The organism is Nonomuraea sp. NEAU-A123 (assembly GCF_018603905.1).
Lineage (GTDB): Bacteria > Actinomycetota > Actinomycetes > Streptosporangiales > Streptosporangiaceae > Nonomuraea.
Genome location: NZ_JAHFZZ010000011.1, coordinates 149184 through 170877, shown reverse-complemented (window position 1 = coordinate 170877; position 21694 = coordinate 149184). Strand labels below are relative to the sequence as shown.

Here is a 21694-nt window from a genome sequence, read left to right as displayed (position 1 = left end):
CTCTTTGCTAGGGTGCCCACGTCTTCAGCGCCGGTATGCCACTGCATGTCCTGGTGGTCAGCCATTTCAAATGACTTTCACAGGGTAGGTATGATGCGCTTCCGCAATTCACGACTGCGGACCAAGATCATTGCTCTACTGCTCTCCCTTGCGGCGCTTTGGGTGTTCGCCGCCTGGGTGACCCTCCGCGAGGGCGTCAACCTGCTCTGGGTCTCGCAGCTCGACAACGCCGTGGTCAGTCCGAGCGAGCCGCTGCTCGTCGAGCTGCAACGCGAACGCCGGCTGTCGATCATCCAGCTCGGCGACGGGACGTTCCGCTCCCGCAAGGATCTGGAGGCCCAGCGCAAGCAGGCCGACCGAGCGATCGCCACCTTCGAGGAGGCGGCGAGTTCGAGCGTGGTCGACTGGGCGACGGACGACGACGGCGCCAAACGGGTCACCGACGTCTTCCGGCGGCTCGACACGCTCAAGACCACCCGGCAGGCCGTCGACGCGGGCCGCATGAACCGGGTGCAGGCGACCGATGCCTACGCCGACGTCATCGACTCCATCTACCGGCTCTACGGCTCGGTGGCCACCCTCGATGACAAGATCGTCGCCAAGGACATCCGCACGCTCCTCGCGCTGAGCAGGGCGCGCGAGGTTCTCGCCCGGGAGGACGCCCTGCTCGCCGGCGCCCTGGCCGAGGGCCGGCTGACCGCCGCGGAACACACGCAGTTCGCCGAGACCGTGGGCGCCTGGCGCATCCTCGCCGAGCAGGCCGCGGCCGAACTGCCCGACTCCGAGAAGGCCGCCTACGACAAGCTGGCCGCGAGCACCACGTTCAACCGCCTGCGCGAGCTCGAAACCCGGCTCGTCGAGCAGGACGCCAGCATGGAGAGCGTCCCGTTCGGCGCCGACCAGTGGAAGACCGCCTCTGAACGTGCCCTCGCCGACTTCAACGCCCTCGTGCTCAGCGCGGGTGACCGCCTCGTGGACCGCGCGGTGCCGGTCGCGGTCGGCGTGGTCGTACGGCTGCTCCTGGCCGGTGGCCTGGGGCTCATCGCGGTCATCGCGTCGATCGTCCTGTCCATCACCACGGCCCGTACGCTCCTCGCCCAGTTGCAGAAGCTGCGGGACGCCGCGCACGAGCTGTCCAACGAGCGGCTGCCCCGTCTGGTGGAGCGGATCGGTCACGGTGAGGAGGTGGACCTGGCGCGGGAGGCCCCGTCGCTGGACTTCGGCGACGACGAGATCGGGCAGGTCGGCCAGGCGTTCAACACCATGCAGCGCACCGCGGTCAGCGTCGCCGCCGAGCAGGCCGAGCTGCGCCGCAGCATCCGCGACATCCTGCTCAGCCTGGCCCGCAGGACCCAGGGCCTGGTGCACCGGCAGTTGACCGTGCTCGACGTGATGGAGCGGCGTGAGACCGATCCCGAGGAGCTGAAGGAGCTCTTCCGGCTGGACCACCTGGCCATCCGGATGCGGCGCAACGCCGAGAACCTCATCGTGCTCTCCGGCTCCTCACCCGCCCGCACGTGGCGGCGCTCGGTGCCGATGGTCGACGTGGTGCGCGGCGCGCTGGCCGAGGTGGAGGACTACACCCGGGTGACGCTCATGCCGATGGGCGACGTCGTGCTGCTGGGCCGCGCCGTGGGTGACGTCGTCCACCTGCTGGCCGAGCTGATCGAGAACGCGGTCTCCTTCTCCCCGCCCTACACCACCGTCGAGGTCCGCGGGCAACTGGTGGCCAACGGCTACGTGGTCGAGATCGAGGACCGCGGCCTCGGCATGAAGCCGGAGGACCTGGTGGCCGCCAACGAGCGCATCGCCGACCCCCCGGAGTTCCGCATCACCGGCACCGCGCGCCTGGGCCTGTACGTGGTCAGCCGCCTGGCCGGGCGCCATGGGATCCAGGTCGTGCTCAAGTCCTCGCCGTACGGAGGGACCACGGTCGTGGCCCTGCTCCCCCAGCAGCTCGTCCAGCTCGGCGACCAGCCGGAGGAGGGTGATGAGCCGACGCGGCTGCCCCGCAGGAAGGCCGTCGCCACGGCGACGCGGCCGGCCGCGTCGACGACCGTGCGCCGGCTGACCGTGGCCCCGCCCCGCAGGTCCGCCGAACAGGCGCCGGAACGCGAGCGCGTCCTGCCGGAGCCAAGGCGCGCGCGCCCGGAGCCCGCGCCCGCCCCCGAGTACACCCCTTCCGGCCTGCCCTTGCGGGTGCCGCAGGCCAACCTTGCCCCCGCCCTGCGTGACGAGGCGCCCGCCGCGCGGCCGAACCCCGAGGAGGACGATGACGAACGCTCGCCGGAGGAGATCCGCGCGATGATGGGATCTCTGCAGTCGGGCACCAATCTGGGCAGGACCGAAGCGGCCAAAATCATGGACGGGCTCAAGGGCGAGCAACCGGGAGGCGACACGTGACACCTGGTTCCGGCACGGATCTCAACTGGCTGCTCGACGATCTGATCGGCCGGGTCAAGGAGGCCGAGCACGCCATTGTGCTGTCCTCCGACGGATTGCTGATGGGCTCGTCCGCGGCGTTGCAGCGGACCGACGGCGAGCACCTGTCGGCGGTGGCCTCCGGGCTGCAGAGCCTGGCCAAGGGCCTGTCCGAGCACGTGGGCGGCGGCCCGGTCAAGCAGACGGTGGTGGAGTGGCGCTCGCGGTTCCTCATCGTGACCGTGGCGGGTGAGCGGGCGTGCCTGGCCGTGCTGTGCGCGCAGAACGCGGACATCGGCCTGATCGCGTACGAGATGGCCATGCTCGTCGCCCGAGTCGGCCAGTACCTCACCACGGGCGTCCGCGCCGAGGGCGTGGCCAGGGGTGATCGGTGAACACCCCTGACCACGACCCCATGGGCGAGCCTTTGGACGAGCACTGGGTCGATCCGGAGATCATCCGGCCCTACGTGGTGACGCGGGGGCGGACCCAGCCCGCGCACGGCAAGTTCGACCTGATCTCCATGGCCCTGGCCATCGGCCCGCCGCCCGGCCCCGAGGCCGGGCTCGACCCCGAACATCTGTCGATCCTGCGGCTCTGCCGCGAGCCCAAGTCCGTCGCCGAGATCGCCGCCTACCTGGATCTGCCCGCGGGCACGATCCGGGTGCTGCTCGGCGACCTGTTCGACAGGGAACTCGTCTCGGCCCAGGAACCGCAATCCGAGGTGGACATGCACGACATGAACATGTACAGGGCGGTGCTCGATGGCCTTCGATCGCTCTGAACGCCCGCGCCTGCCTACGGCGATCAAGATCCTGGTGGCCGGTGGTTTCGGCGCGGGCAAGACCACGCTGGTCGGCGCGGTCTCCGAGACCCGTCCGCTGCGGACCGAGGAGATCCTGAGCGACCGCGGCGTCGGCATCGACGACATCTCGTCGGTGGAGGCCAAGCGCACGACGACCGTGGCGATGGACTTCGGCCGCATCACGCTCGGCAGCGACTACGTGCTGTACCTGTTCGGCACGCCGGGACAGGAGCGGTTCTGGTTCGTCTGGGACGAGCTGGCCGAGGGCTCGCTGGGCGCGGTCGTCCTGGCCGACACCCGCCGCCTGGCCGACTGCTTCCCTTCGATCGACTACTTCGAGCGCCGCGGCACGCCGTTCGTGGTGGCGGTCAACTGCTTCGAGGGCGCGCGGACGTTCGAGCTCGACGAGGTACGGCTGGCTCTCCAGCTGAACCCGTCGATCCCGATCGTCCTGTGCGATGCCAGGAAGCGCGATTCGAGCAGGGAGGTGCTGATCACCCTGGTAAAGCATTCCGCCAAACTCCGCGTGGAGCCCGTGGCTCCTTGACGCCGGTCGGGGCGCGGCGGATCTTGGCAGGTAGATGCTGCTGAGGGGGCGCCCCATGACGACGTCCGGCGACGACCTGCTGTCCGAGCGGGTGGCGGGCGGGATCCTGCCGAAGGTGCTCACCACGTTCGACATGGTCGCCATCTTCGTGGCGATCGTGCTGTTCATCACGAACGCCGCGGTGATCCAGAGCGCCGGTCCGGCCGCGTTCGGCTGGTGGATCATCGCGTTCGCGCTGTTCCTCATCCCGTGCGCGATCGTGACCGGGCAGCTCGGCGCCATGTTCCCCGGCGAGGGCTCGATCTACCTATGGACCAGCAAGGCTTTCGGACCGTTCTGGGGGTTCTTCGCCGGGTTCTGCGCGTGGTGGCCGGGCGTGCTGGTGATGGTGGCCACGGGCACGCTGACGATCTCGTTCCTCGGCTTCGTCTTCCCCGCCGTGGGCGGCCTGTCGGTGCAGGCACAGGGCGGGCTGATCGTGGCGATCCTGGTGCTGGCCGCCGTGCTGGCCGTGCTGCGGTTCCGGCTGACGCAGAACGTGGTCAACGTCGTCTTCCTCGCGTACGGCCTGGCCATCCTGCTGATCTTCGCGGCCGGAGTCGCCCACCTGCTGAAGGGGAACGCGGCGGCGACGAACCCGTGGGACTTCGCGACCTGGAGCCCGTCGGCCGAGCACGGGATCAACTTCGCCAACTGGAGCTTCTTCGGCCTGGCGGTGCTGGCCCTGCTCGGCGTCGAGGTGCCGCTGAACATGGGCGTGGAGATCCGGCAGGACCGTGCGGTCACCCGCTACCTGCTGTGGGGCTCGCTCGCCGTGATGATCGCCTACCTCGCCGCCACCTGGGGCGTGATGGTCTCGGTCCCGGCGGACAAGTCCGCGCAGATCACCTCGGTGGCGGCCGCGGTCGGCATCGGGCTGGGCGACTGGGCGGGCAAGCTGGTGGCGCTGCTGCTGGCGGCGATGTTCTTCATCATCACGGTCGTCTACAACTACTCCTTCGCCCGCCTGATCTTCGTCTCGGGCCTCGACCGGCGGCTCCCCCAGGCCGTCTCGCACGTCAACGCGCAGAAGGTGCCGGACGTGGCGGTGTGGATCCAGACGGTGCTGGCCGCGCTCTTCACCGTGGTGGCGTTCGTCGTGGTGCCCTTCGCGGCGGCCGCACCGGCCGACGCGCAGACCGAGGTCTACAACGTGCTGCAGGCGGCGGTCACGGTCATCTGGTGCCTGTCGATCGTGGTGCTCTTCATCGACGTGCTCATCATCGTGCGCCGCTACCGGACCCAGTTCGAGGCGCGGCGGCTGGCCTCGCCCGCCGTCTTCTGGGTGGCCTCGATCATCGGCGCCCTGGCCTCGCTCGTGGGGGTGATCTCCACGCTGTCGGGCTCGTGGACGCCGCTGATCTCCAACGAGGCCGGCTCGTTCGTCCTGTTCGGGGCGAGGATCGCCTACGGCACGTGGTTCTGGCTGGTGGGCGGCATCGCCCTGGCCTCGCTCCTGGTGGGCGCCCTGCTGTACCTGCTCGGCGCGGGTGGCAGGCAAAAGGGCCCGGCCTGAGCCGGGCCCCTCGACCTGCGCGTGTCAGTGCTTGGTCGCCTGCTCAGCGCCGACGCCGGTGAGCGAGCGGACCTCGATCTCGGCGTACTTGGCCGCGTTGTACTCCTTGCTCATGATCGTGCCGAGGTAGCCGAACAGGAAGCCCAACGGGATCGAGATGATGCCCGGGTTGCTCAGCGGGAACCAGTTGAAGGCGGCGTCCTTGATCAGGGCAGTCTCCGACCCGGACACCACCGGCGAGAAGATGACCAGCAGGAGGGCGGAGACCAGGCCGCCATAGATGGCGCTGACCGCTCCCGCGGTGTTGAACCTCTTCCAGAACAGGCTGTAGAGGATCGCCGGCAGGTTGCCCGAGGCGGCCACCGCGAACGCCAGCGCCACCAGGAACGCGACGTTCTGCCCCTGGGCCAGGATGCCGAGGCCGATCGCCACCGCGCCGATGACGAACGCCGAGATGCGGGCCACCAGCACCTCTTCGCGCTCGGTGGCGTTGCCGCGCCGAAAGACGTGCGCGTACAGGTCGTGCGCGAAGCTGGAGGAGGAGGCCAGCGTGAGCCCGGCCACCACGGCCAGGATCGTGGCGAAGGCCACCGCGCCGATCAGCGCCAGCAGGATCGTGCCGCCCGCCGAGCCGAGGAAGATCTCGCCGACGGCCTTGGCCAGCAGCGGTGCGGCCGTGTTGCCCGCCTTGTCCGAGGCGGCGATCACCTTGCCGCCGACCAGGGCCGCCGCGCCGAAGCCGAGGACCAGGGTGAGCAGGTAGAACACGCCGATGATGCCGATGCCCCAGAGCACCGACTTGCGGGCGTCCTTGGCGGTCGGGACCGTGTAGAAGCGGATCAGGATGTGCGGCAGTCCCGCCGTGCCGAGGACCAGGGCGAGGCCGAGGCTGATCAGGTCGATCTTGCCGGCCAGGCCCTGTGCCGCCGTGCCGTACTTGAGGCCGGGGATGAGGAAGTTGGCGCCCTTGCCGCTCTTCGCCGCCGCTTCGCCCAGCAGGGACGACAGGTTGAAGCCGTAGTGCGACAGGACCAGGATCGTGATCAGGGCGGCGCCGGTCATCAGCAGCACGGCCTTGACGATCTGCACCCAGGTGGTGCCCTTCATGCCGCCGAACACCACGTACACGATCATCAGGGCGCCCACCCCGACGATCGTCCACGCCTTGCCCGAGGGGCTGGTGATGCCGAGCAGCAGGCCGACCAGCGCGCCCGCGCCGACCATCTGGGCCAGCAGGTAGAAGATGCTGACCGTGATCGTGGACACGCCCGCGGCGGTCCTGACCGGGCGCGGGCTCATCCGGAAGGCCAGCACGTCGGCCATGGTGAACTTGCCGGAGTTACGCATCAGCTCAGCGACCAGCAGCAGCGCGACCAGCCACGCCACCAGGAAGCCGATGGAGTAGAGGAACCCGTCGTAGCCGGACAGGGCGATGATGCCGGCGATGCCGAGGAAGGACGCGGCCGACATGTAGTCGCCGCCGATCGCCAAGCCGTTCTGCACGCCGCTGAACGACCGGCCGCCCGCGTAGTAGTCGGCGGCCGTCTTGGTCTGCCTGCTGGCCCAGAACGTGATGCCCAGCGTCAGCGCGACGAAGGACAGGAACAGGATGGTGGCCAGGGTCTCCGACTTCACTTGATCTTCTCCTCGACCTCGTGGCGGAGCTTGTCGGCGATCGGGTCGAACCGCTTCTCCGCGTGCCTGGAGTAGGCCCACGCGATCGCGAACGTCGACACGAACTGGAGCAGGCCGAAGACCAGCGCCACGTTGATGTTGCCGAACAGCTTGATCCCCATGAAGTCACGTGCCCAGCCGGACAGCACCACATAGAGCAGGTACCACGCCAGGAAGGCCGCGGTCATCGGGAACGTCCACCGCCGGAAGCGCCGCTTCAGGTCCTGGAACTCAGCGCTTGCTTGGATGTCTTCATAGACGGATGCGTCATGTTCTTTAGTCGTCACGAGCCCTCCACTGTGATGCGGATCACGCACAAGATAGGAGCGCAACCTACCCCGCGTGGAGGCCCGGGGACGTGTGGTTCGACGAGCCGCCGCAGCTCAGCGCCTAGTTGGGGCGGGGATGCGATGAAAGGTCCTTTCCACGCGATGAACGGTTCAGGGCTGCGCTGAACCGGGAAATTCTCGCCTTACTCTGCGTACTCAAATGACTACCCTGAGCGGCGATTGTCGTGAGACCTTCCGGCATGCTGATCTGATCCGCGTGATTCCATCGCAGGATCGGCTGGCCCGCGAGCTCTACGCGGCGATGGAGCAGGGAGCAAAGCCGGACGAACTGGGCGAGGCGATCTCGCGCGCCATCTCGAAGTGGGTGAGCCACGACGCGCTGCGGCTGGTGGGCACCAGCCCAGCGACCGGGCTGGGACTCGGGTCCTTCAGCTTCTGGCACCGCTACGACCCAGCGCTCATCGGCGCGCTCGCGATGCACCGCTACCTCGACGGCGATCCGTGCCGCCCGGCCGCGCTCGCCCGCCAGCCGGTGCCGGTGGGCCTGGTGGGCACCGGACACCGCGGCAGTCCCTGCAAGCAGCACGGCGACGGGCCCTGCGACCTGCACGGCGACCGGCTGATCCGGGAGGTGCTGCTGGCGCACGGTGCGGGCTGCGAGCTCCGGCTGCTGCTGCGTGACTCCCACGGCGTATGGGGCCTGCTCGGGCTGATCCGCTCGGAGGGCGGCCGGCCGTTCGGCCTCGAGGACGCCGACCGGGCGCTACGGCTCGGCCCGGCGCTGCTGGCCGCGCTGCGCCGCTACGTGACCGGCGCGCCGCTGACGCCGTCGTTCCCGGCGCTGCCCGCAGGACTGATCGTGGTGGGCCCCGACCACACCGTCCGCGCCGTCTCGCCGCAGGCCCGCGCCTGGCTGGCGCAGATGTGGCGACCCGGCCGGTGCTCCCTGCCCGACTGGCTGGCCGACATGTCGTCGATCGGGCTGTCGCTCGACACGCGGACGTACGCCCGCGACCCGCAGTCCTGGCGGCCGCTCATCTGCGCGCCCCCGGCCAGCTTCGGCCGCTGGACGGCGATCGAGGGCCAGCCCCTCGACCCCGACGGCAGCGGCGACGTGGCCATCGTCATCCAGGCGGCCACCGGCCCGCTGCTGATCCCTTCGTTCTGCGACTGGTACGGCATCACGCCCCGCGAACGGAGCGTCGTCGAGCTCCTGCACGACGGCGCGGCCCCCAAGCAGATCGCCCGCCGCCTGGACCTGTCGGTGCACACGGTCAACGACCACCTGAAGGCGGTCTTCCGCAAGACCGGCGCGAGCGGCAGGGACGAGCTCATGGCCGCGCTCACCGGCTAGTCACCCCTTGACTGCGCCCGCGGTGAGCCCTTCTACGATGTAGCGGCGGATCGCGGCGAACAGCACGAGCGTCGGCAGCACCGAGACCACGGTGGCGGCGGCCATCGAGCCCCAGTCGATGTCGTACTGGGTGATGAAGGAGTTCATGGCGACCGGGATCGTCTTGGCGTCCTCGCTGTCGATGAACGTGATCGCCAGGAACAGCTCGTTCCAGCACTGCACGAACGCGAAGATGAACGTCGCGGCGATGCCCGGCAGCATGACCGGGATCACCACCCGGACCATGGCGACCAGCCGGGACGCGCCGTCGACCTGCGCGGCTTCCTCAAGCGCCACGGGGATGCGCTCGTAGAAGCCGCGCATGATGATCGTGGCGAACGGCACCAGCATGGCGACGTACACCAGCATGAGCCCGGCGAGCCGGTTGAGCAGGTCGAGGTCGGACATCAGCAGATAGAGCGGGCCGAGCGCGATGAACAGCGGGATCATCTGGGTGACCAGGAACGCCAGCATGAGCGCTCCGCGCCCGGGAAAGGTGAAGCGGGCCAGCGTGTAGCCGCCGAGCACGCCGATCATGGTCACCGCCCCGGCGGCCACCAGCGAGACGAGCAGGCTGTTGAGCAGGTACACACCGAAGTCGGCGAAGGAGAACAGGTCCGCGTAGTGCTCGAACGTCACCTTGCCCGGCCAGTACCTGATCGGCAACGAGAAGATCTCGGCCTTGGGCTTGAGCGAGGTGATGACGATCCAGTAGAGGGGGAAGAGCGTGATCAGCAGCCAGACGCCGAGCACGATCGCTTTGGCCAGGCGTCTCATCGGGCCTTCTCGAATCGGGTGGCGTTGAGGTAGAAGACGGTGAAGGCGAGCAGCAGACCGAGGATGAGCATGCCGACCGCGCCCCCTCGGCCGTAGTCGCCGCCGATCACCTGCTGGATGAGGAACGTGGTGATGATGTCGGTGCTCCCCGCGGGCCCGCCGCCGGTCATGGAGTAGATCAGGTCGGGGAAGTTCAGGATCCAGATGATCCGCAGCAGCACGATCAGCGCCAGCGTCGGCCGGATGTGCGGCAGCGTCACGTGCCAGAACTGCCGGATCCGTGACGCCCCGTCCACGTCCGCCGCCTCGTAGAGCTCACGCGGCACCGACTGCAGCGCCGCCATGATCATGATGGCGAAGAACGTCACGCCGTACCAGACGTTGGCGACGATCACCGAGGTCATCGCCCAGCCGGGCGTCGCGAGGAAGCCGATGCGGTGCTCGATGATCCCGGTCCTGAGCAGCAGGTCGTTGATCACGCCGAACTGCCCGTTGAACATCCACCGCCACAGCAGCCCGATCAGGAACCCGGACATCGCCCAGGGGAAGAACACCCACGCCTGATAGAGCCCCCGGCCGCGGAAGTGCCGCCGCAGCAACAGCGCTAACCCGAAGCCGAGGACGAATTGGAAGAACAGCGATACGACCACCCACGTGCCGGTGTTGCGGAGCGCCATCCAGAACCGGTCCTCGGCCAGCACCGCCCGGAAGTTCGCCAGGCCCACGAACGGCGTCGAGGTCAGGTCGAACAGGTTGTACTGCTGGAAGGCGATCACCGCGCCGCGGATCATCGGGTAGTACGTGAAGAGCACCACGAACACCACACCGGGCAGCAGGCACAGCGCGATGAACCTGGCCTTGCGGACGGAGAACGCGGGTCTGGCCGATCCCAGGCTCACGAGACCTTCTTCGCCTGGTCCGTCCAGAACGCGTCCCACGACTTGAGCACCTCGGCCGTGGTCTTCTTTCCGGTGATCAGCGCCTGCACGTCACGGTCGGAGTCGACCAGGAACTGGCTCCAGCCCGGGTAGTCGACCGGCCGGATCGTGATCACCTGCTTGGGGTCCTGCTGCGCCTGGAGGTAGGCCTTCCAGGCGCCCTGGGAGAACTGCGGGTCACTCTGGGCCTGCTTGGAGATCGGGATGAGCGAGTTGCCCTTGGCGAAGGCGATGCTCTGCTTGGCCTCCGACAGGAACTGCACCAGCTTGACCGCCTCCTTCGGGTGCTCGCTGAAGGACGTCACGCCCCAGCCGGCATAGCCGACCGGCTGGAAGGCGTACCCCGACGGGCCCTTGGGTATCGGGGCCGTGGACCAGGCCTTGACCGAGCTCTCCTCGACCGTCTTGATCACCTCGGGGTCCTGGATGAGCATGCCGGTGACGCCCGCGGTGAAGCCCTGGACCATCTCCGGGTAGCCCCACGACACCGAGTCGGGCGGCGACGCCTCCTTGAAGATCTTCACGAACAGGTCCGTGGCCTGGACCGCCTCGGGGGTCGAGAAGATCGTCCGCTTGTCCTTGAGGAAGAAGGACTTCTCGGGGTTCAGGTCCTCGCCGTTGTAGGCGCTGATCATCTGGACCACGTAGTCGGCGCCGCCCTTGCCGCCCCTGAAGGAGTAGCCGAACCTGTCGCCCGAGGTCATCTTCTTGCCGGCCTCGTAGAGCTCCTGCCAGGTCGTGGGCGGCTGGGCCATGCCCCAGTCGGTCCGGTAGAACAGCGTGCGCTCATAGAAGCCGTACGGGATGAGGTACGGCTTGCCGCCGACCTCGACCGCCTTCTTCTGGGCCAGCTCCGTCAGGTCCGACCAGCCCGCCCAGTCCGTGGTCGGCAGCTCGGCCAGCCAGCCGTTGTTGGAGAAGGACTTGACCGTGTGGTCGCGGACCTCCAGCACGTCCAGACCCTTCTTCGTCTGCAGGATCTGGGTGATCTTCTGGTCGGCGCTGTCGAGCGGCGGCGAGATCAGCTCCACCTTGATCTTCGGGTTCGCCTTCTCGAAGTCCGCGATCAAGGTCTTGATCAGCTTCGTACGCTCGGGACTGGTCAGGCTTTCGATCATGCGCAGCCGTACCTCTCCCGAGGACGACCCGGAGCCGCAGCCCGCGAGCATCAGTGTCGCGGCAGCGAAGACCGCAAGCAGGGGGGTTCTCATCTGAGCCTCCAGAGAGGAAAGACAGCGCTGTCAATCACGCTAGGGGACCGACACCCTCCAGCGCTAGACCGAGGTCCTTGATCAACGTGTCGGCGGCCTCCAGCCCGACCGACAGGCGGACCAGCCCGATCGGGATGCCCATGGTCGCTCGTACGCTCTCCTCGGTCGAGAGCGCGGGCGCGTTGACCAGACTCTCAAAACCTCCCCAAGACACCCCGATCCTGAAATATCGCAGCAAATCGAGGAATGCTGCGACCACCGGCCGGGACTCGGTGGCCAGTTCCAGGCTGAACAGGCTTGAGAAGCCGGACATCTGGCGCAGTGCCAGCGCGTGGCCGGGATGTGAGGGCAGCCCCGGATAGTTGACCGTCCGCACCGCCGGATGCTCCGCCAGGAACCCGGCCACCGCCAGCCCCCGCTCCTGGTGCGCCGCCATCCGCACCGGCAGCGTCCGCAGCCCCTTGATCACCTTGGCCGCGTCGTGCGGCGACATGGCCGCCCCGTAGAGCTGGTACTCGGTCAGCGCCAGCGGCCTGATGAGCCGCGACGGCCCGACCACCACGCCGCCGACCAGGTCGCTATGGCCGCCGATGTACTTCGACAGTGAGTGCACGACCAGGTCCACGCCGAGCGTCAGCGGCTTCTGGAAGATCGGCGTGGACCAGGTGTTGTCCATCACGCTCACCAGCCCGCGCTCGCGCGCCCACGCGGTCACTTCGGCGATGTCCACGACCGCGTAGGCCATGTAGGAGGGAGACTCGAAGTAGAGTAGGCGGGTGCTCGCCCTGATAGCGCTGTCACAGCCTTCGAGATCATCGACGTGCGTATGCGTGACGCCGAACTTCTCCAGGTAACGCAGAAACTGCGTGGTGGGCCCATAGACCGCGCCCAGCACCAGCACGTGGTCACCGGCCTTGACCAGCGAGGAGATCGTCGCGGCGATCGCGCCCATGCCGGAGGCGAAGCACTTGGCCCGCTCCCCCCGCTCCAGCGCGGCGAGCTTGCGCTGCGCCAGATCGACCGTCGGGTTGGTGCCCCGCCAGTAGACGTAGCGCTCGTCCTCGTTCTTGATGGCCTCACCCAGCTCACCGGCCGTCTCGAAGGTGAACAGGGAGTTCTCGAACACCGGCGGGTTGACCGCGCCCAGCATCCACGGTTCGTCCTCGCCCAGCCGGCCACAGATCCATTCATCATCCATGGGGGCACCATATGACAGCAGCGAGGGAGCGCCGTCGCCTGGAGGAGGAGCGCCGGGAGCGTAGCGACCAGAGCGACGGGGGAAGGCGGCGGCGTGAGGCGACCGAGCCCGCCTCACGAAGTGAGGCCATAAGCACGGAGCGTAGCCGCCGCCTGCCGACCATGGCAGACGTGGCCAGGCACGCGGGTGTGAGCCTGAAGACCGTCTCGCGGGTGGTCAACCAGGAGCCCCACGTGAGCGCCCCGGTGCAGCAGCGGGTGCAGGCGGCGATCAGCGCGCTCGGCTTCCGCCGCAACGAGGCGGCCAGCCGCCTGGCCCGGCGTGCCACCATGCTGACGCTCGGCCTGATCATGGAGAACATCTCCAACGAGTTCTACTCCCGCCTGGCCAAGGCGGTGGAGGCGGCGGCGGCCGAGCACGAGGCGCTGGTGGTCTTCGGCTCGTACGAGGAACGGCCGGAGCGGGAGCGGATGCTCGTGGAGTCCATGTACGCCCGGGGTGTCGACTCGCTGATCATCGTGCCGTCGGCCGCCGACCACGGCTGGCTCGCCGAGCACGGCGGCCTCACCACGGTGTTCGTGGACCGGGTGCCGCACGGCCTGGAGCAGGCGGACGTGGTGCTGCTGGACGACGTCAGGGGCGGGCGGATCGCGACAGAGCACCTGCTGGCGCGCGGGCACCGGCGCATCGGGCTGATCTCCGACGACGAAGCGTTCAGCTCGGTCCACGACCGCGCCTGCGGCTACCGCGCGGCGCTGCGGGAGGCGGGGGTGCCGGTGGACGAGTCGCTGGTGGTGCGGGGGGTGTTCGACCCATGGCGGGCCGGGCAGGAGGTGACCCGGCTGCTGTCGCTGGCCGACCCGCCGACGGCGTTCTTCGCCACCAACAACCGGGCCGCGATCGGCATCCTCCAGGCGCTGCGCGAGCGGCCCGAACGCCCCGCGTACGTGGGGTTCGACGACTTCGCCCTGGCGGACGTGTTCAACCCGGGGGTGACGGTGGTGCGCTACGACGTGACGCGGCTGGGGCGGAGCGCGGTGGACCTGCTCCTGGACCGCTCGGACACACCGCGGCGGGTCGAGGTCCCGGTCGAGCTGGTCGCCCGCGGCTCCGGCGAGCTGCCCCCTTGAAACGAACCCCTAGGCCGAGCGGGGCCGCCAGTCGCCGCGGTCGAGGTCGAGGTCCTCGGGCGTGTGCAGCCGGACCATGGTCCGCGCCACGCCCGCCGGGACCCGGTGCGGCGTCAGGAACGACACCGACACCATCACCGCGAACGCGATCGGCACCGTCCAGGCGGCCGGCTGGGCCAGCAGCGCGCCGGCGATCCCGTCGTACGGGCCGCCGGTGATCGTGGCCAGCACCGCCGCGCTGGCCAGGCCGCCGCCCACGAACAGTCCGGCCAGCGCGCCCGTGGTGCTGAGCCGGCGCCACCAGATGCCGAGCACGAGCAGCGGGCAGAACGACGAGGCCGCCACCGCGAACGCCAGCCCCACCACGTCCGCCACCGGCAGCGCTCGCGCCCACAGCGCCAGGACCAGCGGCACGGCGACCGCCATCAGCGTCGCGGCCCTGAACGAGCGGACGCCGCCCTTCAGCAGGTCCTGGGCGATCACCCCGGCCACCGACACGGTCAGCCCCGACGAGGTGGACAGGAACGCCGCGAACGCCCCCGCCGTGACCAGCGCGGTCAGCACATCGCCCAGGGTGCCGCCGATCATCCGGCCCGGCAGGGTCAGCACGACCGCGTCGGTCCGCACCAGGTCGGGCGCGTACATCCGGCCCAGCCAGCCGTACAGCGCGGGCAGCAGGTAGAAGGCGCCGAGCAGCGACAGCACCACGAGCGTGGTGCGGCGGGCGGCCCGGCCGTCCGGGTTGGTGTAGAAGCGGACGAGCACGTGCGGCAGGCCCATCGTGCCCAGGAACGTGGCCAGGATCAGCGAGTAGGTCGAGTACAGGCCGTACTCCTTGCCGCCGGCGAGCGGCACCTGCCAGGTCACCGCGTCGGCCACGCTCACCGCGGGCCGCCCGTCGGTGTGCCAGGCCATGAGCAGGAACACCAGCGGCACGGCCAGCGCCGTCAGCTTGAGCCAGTACTGGAAGGCCTGCACGAACGTGATCGACCGCATGCCGCCCGACAGCACGTTGACCGCGACCACGACCGCCACCAGCAGCCCGCCCACCCACACCGGCGCCCCCGTGACCGTCCGCAGCACCAGGCCCGCGCTCTGGAACTGCGGCATCAGGTAGAGCCAGCCGATGAGCACCACCAGCACGCTGGCCGTGCGGCGCACGGTCATCGACTCCAGCCTGGCCTCGGCGAAGTCGGGCAGCGTGTACGCCCCCGAGCGGCGCAGCGGCGCGGACACCAGCACGAGCAGCACGAGGTAGCCGCCGGTCCAGCCGACGGGCAGCCACAGCATGTCGGCGCCGTACGACAGGATCAGCCCCGCCACCCCGAGGAACGACGCCGCCGACAGATACTCGCCGCCGATCGCCGAGGCGTTCCACAACGGGCTGACCGAGCGGGAGGCGACGTAGAAGTCGGAGGTCGTCCGGGAGAACCGGATGCCGAACGCCCCGATGAGCACGGCCGCCACCACCACGACGACGACCGCGATCAGGCTCATGGGCGTTCGACCAGGTCGGCGAAGTGGCGCTCGTTGCGTTCGGCCTGCCGTACGTAGAGCCAGGCGCCCACGACGAAGGCGGGATAGATGAGGCCGGCGAGCACCGCCCACGGGAACGGGATGCCCAGCAGGTCCACCTCGCGCAGCTCCGGGATGGCCAGGAACAGCAGCGGCAGGCCACACACCACGCACCCCAGCACGGTGCAGACGAACAGCGCGAGGCGGAACTGGGTCCGCAGCAGCGAGCGCATGTACACCTCGCCGAGATGCGTCTGCTCGTCGATCTCGCGAGTGGCCGGGAAGCGCGGGCGGCGGGCGGCGGCGGTTCTGGGGCTGGTCACCGTGACCCGGCGGGCCGTGTCGTGGCGGGCGAGCGGCACCCGGCGGGCGGGGCGGGGTTCCGGGCTCACTCCAGCCGTCCTCTCTTGGCTCTGCGGACGAGCAGGTCGCGCAGCTCGCGGGTGTGGCGGCGGCTGACCGGGATCTCGGTGTCGCCCACCCGGACCATGCACTTGCCCGAGTCGATGTGCAGCTCCTCGATGTGCTTGACCGCGACCAGATGGCTGCGGTGCACCCGGACGAACCCGGCCGAGGCCCAGCGCTCCTCCAGCGTGGCCAGCGGGATGCGTACCAGGTGGTTGCCCGTGGCGGTGTGCAGGCGGGCGTAGTCGCCGTGCGCCTCGACGTACACGACGTCGGCGCTGGACACGAACCGGGTCACCCCGCCCAGCTCGACCGGGATCGTGTCGGACTCGCCGAGTTCGACCGGCACGTCGACCGAGACGGCCACCCGCCTGATCGCCTCGGCCAGCCGTTCCGGGCGCACCGGTTTGAGGAGGTAGTCCTCGGCCTTGATCTCGAAGGCGTCGACCGCGTGCTCCTCGTACGCGGTGACGAACACGACCCGCGGCGGGTTGGCGAACTGCGACAGCAGCCGCCCGAGCACCACCCCGTCCAGCCCGCGCATCCGAATGTCGAGGAAGACGGCGTCGATCGGCCGGCCGTCGGCGATGGCACGGTCGAGCAGCCTCAGCGCCGCGGCACCGTCCCTGGCGGTGGCCACCTCCCCGATGCGGGGGTCGGCGCGGAGTAAGTACGACAGGTCTTCCAGAGCGGGTAGCTCGTCGTCAACGGCGAGGACCCGGAGTTGTGCCATAGACAGTGATAAAACAGACAACAAAGATCGAGGTCAACGGGCTGAGACGCCGGGGTGATATTTCGGCAACCTGATGTTGACCTTCGTGCCCGCGCCGGGGCCCGTCTCGACGACCAGCCCGTACTCGTCTCCGTACACCTGGCGGAGCCGCTCGTCCACGTTGGCCAGCCCCACCCCGCCCGTGGGGGCCACCTCACCTGCGAGGATGCGGCGCAGCCGGTCGGGCTCCATGCCGAGGCCGTCGTCCTCGACGCCGATGCGGCACTCGGCTCCGGCGTCCTCGGCGACGATCGTGATGCGGCCGACGCCGTTCTTGCTCTCCAGGCCGTGGCGGACGGCGTTCTCCACCAGCGGCTGCAGGCAGAGGAACGGCACCGCCACGGGCAGCACCTCGGGGGCGATGCGGAGCGTCACCTGGAGCTGGTCGCCGAAGCGGGCGCGCTCGAGGATCAGGTAGCGGTCGATCGAGCGCAGCTCCTCGGCCAGCGTGGTGAACTCACCGTGCCGGCGGAAGGAGTAGCGGGTGAAGTCGGCGAACTCCAGCAGCAGCTCGCGGGCGCGTTCCGGGTCGGTGCGGACGAACGACGCGATCGTGGTGAGCGAGTTGTAGATGAAGTGCGGCGAGATCTGCGCCCGCAGCGCCCGTACCTCCGCCTCCATCAGGAGCGTGCGGGAGCGGTCCAGCTCGGCCAGCTCGAGCTGCGAGTCCACCCAGCCGGCCACCTCCTGGGCGGCCTTGACCAGCCCCGCCGAGGCGTGCGGGCCGTAGGCCGCCAGCGCGCCGACGACCCGGTCGTCGGTGCTGAGCGGCACGACCACGGCGTTCCTGATCGGGCATTCGAGCAGCTCGCACTCGATGGCGAGCACCTGGATGCGGCCGTCCTTCAGCGTCGCTCCCGCGTGCTCGAACGCCTGCCTCGCGTGGTGCTCGCCCGCGCCGTCGTAGACGAGCAGCCGCTCGCCGTCGGTGATCGCCAGCGCCGACGAGCCGAGCAGCGTACGCAGGTGCCGCGAGGCCTTCTGCGCGCCCTCCTCGGTCAGCCCGGCGCGCAGCGGCGGCCCCGCCAGGGACGCGGTGTGCAGGGTCTCGAACGTGGCCCGCTCCGCCGGGCTGGTGCCCAGCTCGCGCCGGCCGCGCAGGACCCGCCAGAGCACGATCGCGGGCACGCCCACGAGCACGGTCACCACGGCGAATCCGACCAGGTATTCCACGCCGCCGGAGCTTAGTGGGCACCTTGACGCTTTCACAGTCCGGATCTACGTTCCGACAAACGGCAAGGAGTTCTGTCATGGGCCTCGATCCGAAGAACTGGGCCGGCCTGAAACCGTTCGGGCTCGGCGAGCAGAAGCCCAACAACTACCTCGAGATCTGGAAGGCCGTCCGCGAGAACCGCGGTCAACGGCGGTATGCCTGGCGGATCCTGCGTGACGGCGCCTGTGACGGCTGCGCGCTCGGCACCACCGGCATGCGCGACTGGACGATGGACGAGGTCCATCTGTGCAACATCCGCCTGCGGCTGCTGCGGCTCAACACGATGCCGCCGCTGGACGGCGGGCTGCTGTCCGACGTGTCGAAGCTGTCGGCCATGAGCAGCGCCGAGTTACGCGACCTGGGCCGGCTGCCGTACCCGATGCTGCGGGAGAGCGGCGAGGCCGGGTTCCGGCGGATCGGCTGGGACGAGGCCCTGGACCTGGCCGCCGACCGGCTCCGGCAGGCCGGCCCGGACAGGTTCGGCCTCTACATGACCAGCCGCGGCGAACCCAACGAGAACTACTTCGCCGCGCAGAAGGCCGTGCGCGCGCTGGGCGGCAACTCGATCGACAACGCGGCCAGGGTCTGCCACTCGCCGTCGACCGTGGCGCTGAAGGGGTCGCTCGGCGTGGCGGCCACCACCTGCTCCTACACGGACTGGATCGGCAGCGACCTGATCGTCTTCATCGGCTCGAACGTGGCCAACAACCAGCCCGTCGCGATGAAGTACCTCTACCACGCCAAGAAGGAGGGCACGAAGGTCGCGGTGGTCAACACCTATCGCGAGCCCGGCATGGACAAGTACTGGGTGCCGTCGAACATCGAGAGCGCCGTCTTCGGCACCAGGATCGCCGACCGGTTCTTCCTGGTGAACGTGGGCGGCGACATCGCGTTCCTGAGCGGCGTGCTCAAGATGATGATCGAGAACAACTGGGTGGACCACGAGTTCGTCGACTCGCACACCGCGGGTTATCCGGAGCTGGCCGAGTCTCTCAGCAAGCGCTCGTTCGAGGAGCTGAGCGCGATCTCCGGGGCGTCGGAAGACGACATGCGCGAGCTGGCCCGGATGCTCTTCGAGGCGAAGACCGCCGTGCTGGTGTGGTCGATGGGCATCACCCAGCACGAGTTCGGCGAGGACAACGTCCGGTCGATCATCAACCTGGGGCTCAGCAAGGGCTTCGTGGGCCGCGAGAAGTCCGGGCTGATGCCGATTCGCGGTCACAGCGGCGTGCAGGGCGGCGCCGAGATGGGCGCCTACAGCACGGCACTGCCGGGCGGCTTGGCCGTCACCCCGGAGAACGCCGCCACGTTCGCGGCACTGTGGGGCTTCGAGGTGCCCTCGTCGCCCGGCCGTACCGCGCCCGAGATGCTGGAGGCCGACCTGGACGTGCTGATCTCCAGCGGCGGCAACTTCCTGGAGGTCCTGCCCGACCCGGCCTCCTGCCGCCAGGCGCTGGCCCGGATCCCGCTGCGGGTGCACATCGACATCTGCCTGTCGAGCCAGATGCTGGTGGAGCCCGGCGCCGCGGTGCTCCTGCTGCCCGCCCAGACCCGGTACGAGATGATCGGCGGGGTCACGGCCACCTCCACGGAGCGGCGGATCATCTTCTCCCCCGAGATCCCCGGCCCGCGCGTCCCGGAAGCGTGGCCGGAGTGGAAGATCACCACCGAACTGGCCGCCCGCACACGTCCCGAAATTTCAGGACAGGTGCGCTATACCGGCACGCCGCAGATCCGCGAGGACATCGCCCGCTCCGTCCCCTCCTACGCCGGCATCGAAGGCCTCAAGGCCAAGGGCGACAACCTCCAGTACGGCGGCCCACTGCTCTGCGTCGGCTGGAAGTTCCCCACCCCCGACGGCCGGGCGCACTTCTCGGTGGTCGAGGTGCCACCGCTGACCCGCCCCGACGGCTCGTTCCTGCTCACCACCCGCAGGGGCAAGCAGTTCAACTCCATGGTGTACGAGAAGCGCGACGCCCTCACCGGCGCCACCCGCGAGGCCGTGCTCATGAACCCGCTCGACGCCGACCGGCTCGGCCTGAAGAACGGCGACCCCGTACGGCTGAGGAGCGAGACCGGCGAGCTGACCGGGCGCGTCGTGCACGCCCCCGTCGCACCGGGCAACCTGCAGGTCCACTGGCCGGAGGGCGAAGTGCTCATCGACCGGCACAAGCGCTCGCCCCAGGCGGGCATCCCCGACTACAACGCGGTGGTGACGGTCGAATGAATCGCTGGTTACTCGCGGGCGCCGCGGTGCTCTTCCAGCTCGCGCTCGGCGCCGTCTACTCCTGGAGCGTGTTCTCCAAGGCGCTCCAGGCCAAGGTGAGCGACTTCGACCTCACCAAGGCCGAGGCCGCGCTGCCGTTCTCGGTGACGATCGGCATGATCTTCCTGGGCACCTACATCGGCGGCCGGATCCAGGACGTACGCGGTCCGCGGCCGGTGGCCATGGCGGGCGGCGTGCTCTACTCGATCGGCATCCTGCTGGCCGGCTTCGCCACCGATCACGCGCGGCTGTGGCTGCTCATCCTCGGCTACGGCGTCATCGCGGGCTTCGGCCTCGGGCTCGGCTACATCGTGCCGATCGCCATGCTGCAGAAGTGGTTCCCGGACAAGCGCGGCCTGATCACCGGGATCGCGGTGGGCGGCTTCGGCTTCGGCGCCGTGGTGACCTCGCCCGTCGCGCAGCGGCTGGTCGAGGCCAACGCGGCGGTGCCGACCAGGGCGTTCCTCACGCTGGGTGTCGCGTACCTGGTGATGACGCTGGTGGGCTCGTTCTTCTTCCGCAATCCGCCGGCCGATTACCAGGTCGCCGCGACCGGGCGGATCGCCGCCAGCGGGCGCGAGTACACGCAGGGTGAGGCGCTGCGTACGCCGCAGTGGTACCTGCTGGCCGCCATCCTCTGCCTCAACGTGACGGCGGGCATCGCGCTCATCTCGGTGATCAGCTCGGCCGCCACGTCCGTCGCCGGCTACACGGCGGCCGCCGCGGCCACGCTGACCGGCGTCATGGGGCTGTTCAACGGCGCCGGGCGGATCTTCTGGGGCTGGCTCTCGGAACGGACCGGGCGGATGCTCGCCTTCGCCGGAATGCTCGGCCTGCAGGGCGTCTGCTTCCTGCTGCTCGGCCACGCCTCGCAGGTGGCCGTGTTCGCTATCCTGTCGGCGGTGGTCTATCTCTGCTACGGCGGCGGGTTCGGCACCATGCCCGCCACCGCGGGCGACTTCTTCGGCCTGCGCAACGCGGGGGCCATCTACGGGCTGATGATCGTGGCGTGGAGCGTCGGCGGGATCGTCGGGCCGCTGCTCGCGGCCACGCTGATCTCGGGCGACAACTACACGACGGCGTTCACCGTGATCGGGATCATGGCGCTGGTGGCCATCGTGCTGCCGCTCGTCACCCGGCCGCCGAAGGCCGAGCAGGTCATCCCGCAGGAAGCGCTTTAGAGATCAGCTCGGCGTAGGAGCCGGCCTCCTCCTCCGAGGCGTACTTGGTGCGTGGCCAGAAGAAACCGCGCAACCCGTCCTTCGGGTTGCGCGGCACCACGTGGACATGCAGATGCGCCACGCTCTGGCTGATCCGGTTGTTCATCGCGACGAACGTGCCCGCCGCCTCCAGCCCCTCCTCGACCGCGCGGGTCACCAACTGGACCCGCTCGAAGAACGGGCCGACGTCGCCGAGGTCGCCGAACGTCTCGACATGGAGCCTCGGTACGACCAGCACGTGGCCCTTGAAGACCGGGCGGGTGTCAAGGAAGGCGACCACAACCTCGTCGGAGTGGACGATGTGGGCGGGCCGCTCGCCCGCGACGATCTCGCAGAACAGGTCGTTGCTCACCGGCCGACCCTA

Annotated in this window: 20 protein-coding genes; 9 read left to right on the top strand and 11 right to left on the bottom strand. The window is 69.4% G+C overall.

The genetic code is table 11. The annotated features are described in order from the left end of the window. The first annotated feature begins 177 nt into the window (after window positions 1-177). Genes KLK06_RS32555 through KLK06_RS32535 form a run of 5 tightly spaced genes read left to right on the top strand, consistent with a single transcriptional unit; the run spans window position 178 to window position 5328 of the window. Complete coding sequence (locus KLK06_RS32555; RefSeq protein WP_308168548.1) at window positions 178-2403, top strand: nitrate- and nitrite sensing domain-containing protein; 2226 nt, start codon at window positions 178-180, stop codon at window positions 2401-2403. Then, a complete protein-coding gene (locus KLK06_RS32550; protein WP_214639503.1) occupies window positions 2400-2816 on the top strand; it encodes a roadblock/LC7 domain-containing protein in 417 nt (138 codons plus the stop codon). Before KLK06_RS32555 ends, KLK06_RS32550 begins: the two co-directional genes overlap by 4 nt. Beyond that, window positions 2813-3205: a DUF742 domain-containing protein gene (locus KLK06_RS32545; protein WP_308168547.1), complete on the top strand. Its 393-nt coding sequence runs from the start codon at window positions 2813-2815 to the stop codon at window positions 3203-3205. Before KLK06_RS32550 ends, KLK06_RS32545 begins: the two co-directional genes overlap by 4 nt. Then, entirely contained in the window at window positions 3186-3773 is a 588-nt protein-coding gene (locus KLK06_RS32540; protein ID WP_214639502.1) for an ATP/GTP-binding protein, read from the top strand. The genes KLK06_RS32545 and KLK06_RS32540 overlap by 20 nt, the downstream gene beginning before the upstream one ends. A gap of 55 nt (window positions 3774-3828) precedes the next feature. Continuing rightward, window positions 3829-5328 carry an APC family permease gene (locus KLK06_RS32535; protein ID WP_214639501.1) on the top strand — a complete coding sequence of 500 codons (1500 nt, stop codon included), beginning with the start codon at window positions 3829-3831 and terminating at the stop codon, window positions 5326-5328. 24 nt (window positions 5329-5352) lie between these two features. On the opposite strand, the gene KLK06_RS32530 is transcribed toward KLK06_RS32535, so the two are convergent. Beyond that, complete coding sequence (locus tag KLK06_RS32530) at window positions 5353-6963, bottom strand: cation acetate symporter (protein ID WP_214639500.1); 1611 nt, start codon at window positions 6961-6963, stop codon at window positions 5353-5355. After that, window positions 6960-7289, bottom strand: coding sequence for a DUF485 domain-containing protein (locus tag KLK06_RS32525; RefSeq protein WP_214639499.1), 330 nt, complete (start codon window positions 7287-7289; stop codon window positions 6960-6962). The genes KLK06_RS32530 and KLK06_RS32525 overlap by 4 nt, the downstream gene beginning before the upstream one ends. Before the next feature lie 259 nt (window positions 7290-7548). Here KLK06_RS32525 and KLK06_RS62560 point away from each other — a divergent pair, with 259 nt between their 5' ends. Beyond that, window positions 7549-8646: a helix-turn-helix transcriptional regulator gene (locus tag KLK06_RS62560; RefSeq protein WP_214639498.1), complete on the top strand. Its 1098-nt coding sequence runs from the start codon at window positions 7549-7551 to the stop codon at window positions 8644-8646. Here KLK06_RS62560 and KLK06_RS32515 read toward each other — a convergent pair whose 3' ends face one another. From KLK06_RS32515 to KLK06_RS32500, 4 genes are read right to left on the bottom strand one after another with little or no spacing between them, the layout of a single operon-like run. Beyond that, entirely contained in the window at window positions 8647-9462 is an 816-nt protein-coding gene (locus KLK06_RS32515; RefSeq protein WP_214639497.1) for a carbohydrate ABC transporter permease, read from the bottom strand. Continuing rightward, window positions 9459-10361: a carbohydrate ABC transporter permease gene (locus KLK06_RS32510; RefSeq protein ID WP_214639496.1), complete on the bottom strand. Its 903-nt coding sequence runs from the start codon at window positions 10359-10361 to the stop codon at window positions 9459-9461. Before KLK06_RS32510 ends, KLK06_RS32515 begins: the two co-directional genes overlap by 4 nt. Then, window positions 10358-11611 carry a sugar ABC transporter substrate-binding protein gene (locus KLK06_RS32505; protein ID WP_214639495.1) on the bottom strand — a complete coding sequence of 418 codons (1254 nt, stop codon included), beginning with the start codon at window positions 11609-11611 and terminating at the stop codon, window positions 10358-10360. Before KLK06_RS32505 ends, KLK06_RS32510 begins: the two co-directional genes overlap by 4 nt. A 34-nt stretch (window positions 11612-11645) precedes the next feature. Beyond that, window positions 11646-12809 (bottom strand): PLP-dependent aspartate aminotransferase family protein, encoded by a 1164-nt coding sequence (locus KLK06_RS32500; protein ID WP_214639494.1) that lies wholly within the window; start codon window positions 12807-12809, stop codon window positions 11646-11648. A gap of 161 nt (window positions 12810-12970) precedes the next feature. Here KLK06_RS32500 and KLK06_RS32495 point away from each other — a divergent pair, with 161 nt between their 5' ends. Next, on the top strand, window positions 12971-13939 hold the full coding sequence (locus tag KLK06_RS32495; RefSeq protein ID WP_214639493.1) for a LacI family DNA-binding transcriptional regulator: 969 nt from the start codon (window positions 12971-12973) through the stop codon (window positions 13937-13939). 9 nt (window positions 13940-13948) lie between these two features. On the opposite strand, the gene KLK06_RS32490 is transcribed toward KLK06_RS32495, so the two are convergent. From KLK06_RS32490 to KLK06_RS32475, 4 genes are read right to left on the bottom strand one after another with little or no spacing between them, the layout of a single operon-like run. Further along, window positions 13949-15436: a cation acetate symporter gene (locus KLK06_RS32490; protein WP_214639492.1), complete on the bottom strand. Its 1488-nt coding sequence runs from the start codon at window positions 15434-15436 to the stop codon at window positions 13949-13951. Continuing rightward, window positions 15433-15846, bottom strand: coding sequence for a hypothetical protein (locus KLK06_RS32485; RefSeq protein WP_250906351.1), 414 nt, complete (start codon window positions 15844-15846; stop codon window positions 15433-15435). Before KLK06_RS32485 ends, KLK06_RS32490 begins: the two co-directional genes overlap by 4 nt. Next, window positions 15843-16592: a LytTR family DNA-binding domain-containing protein gene (locus tag KLK06_RS32480; RefSeq protein WP_214639491.1), complete on the bottom strand. Its 750-nt coding sequence runs from the start codon at window positions 16590-16592 to the stop codon at window positions 15843-15845. Before KLK06_RS32480 ends, KLK06_RS32485 begins: the two co-directional genes overlap by 4 nt. 33 nt (window positions 16593-16625) lie before the next feature. Continuing rightward, window positions 16626-17804, bottom strand: a complete 1179-nt coding sequence (locus KLK06_RS32475; RefSeq protein WP_214639490.1) for a sensor histidine kinase — start codon at window positions 17802-17804, stop codon at window positions 16626-16628. Window positions 17805-17881: 77 nt separating this feature from the next. Between KLK06_RS32475 and KLK06_RS32470 the strand changes: the two genes are divergently transcribed. Continuing rightward, a complete protein-coding gene (locus KLK06_RS32470) occupies window positions 17882-20071 on the top strand; it encodes an FdhF/YdeP family oxidoreductase (protein WP_214639489.1) in 2190 nt (729 codons plus the stop codon). After that, on the top strand, window positions 20068-21291 hold the full coding sequence (locus KLK06_RS32465; protein WP_214639488.1) for an OFA family MFS transporter: 1224 nt from the start codon (window positions 20068-20070) through the stop codon (window positions 21289-21291). The genes KLK06_RS32470 and KLK06_RS32465 overlap by 4 nt, the downstream gene beginning before the upstream one ends. Here the strand turns inward: KLK06_RS32465 and KLK06_RS32460 are convergent. Further along, on the bottom strand, window positions 21269-21682 hold the full coding sequence (locus tag KLK06_RS32460; protein WP_214639487.1) for an HIT family protein: 414 nt from the start codon (window positions 21680-21682) through the stop codon (window positions 21269-21271). The two genes, KLK06_RS32465 and KLK06_RS32460, sit on opposite strands and share 23 nt — an antisense overlap. Window positions 21683-21694: the final 12 nt, after the last annotated feature.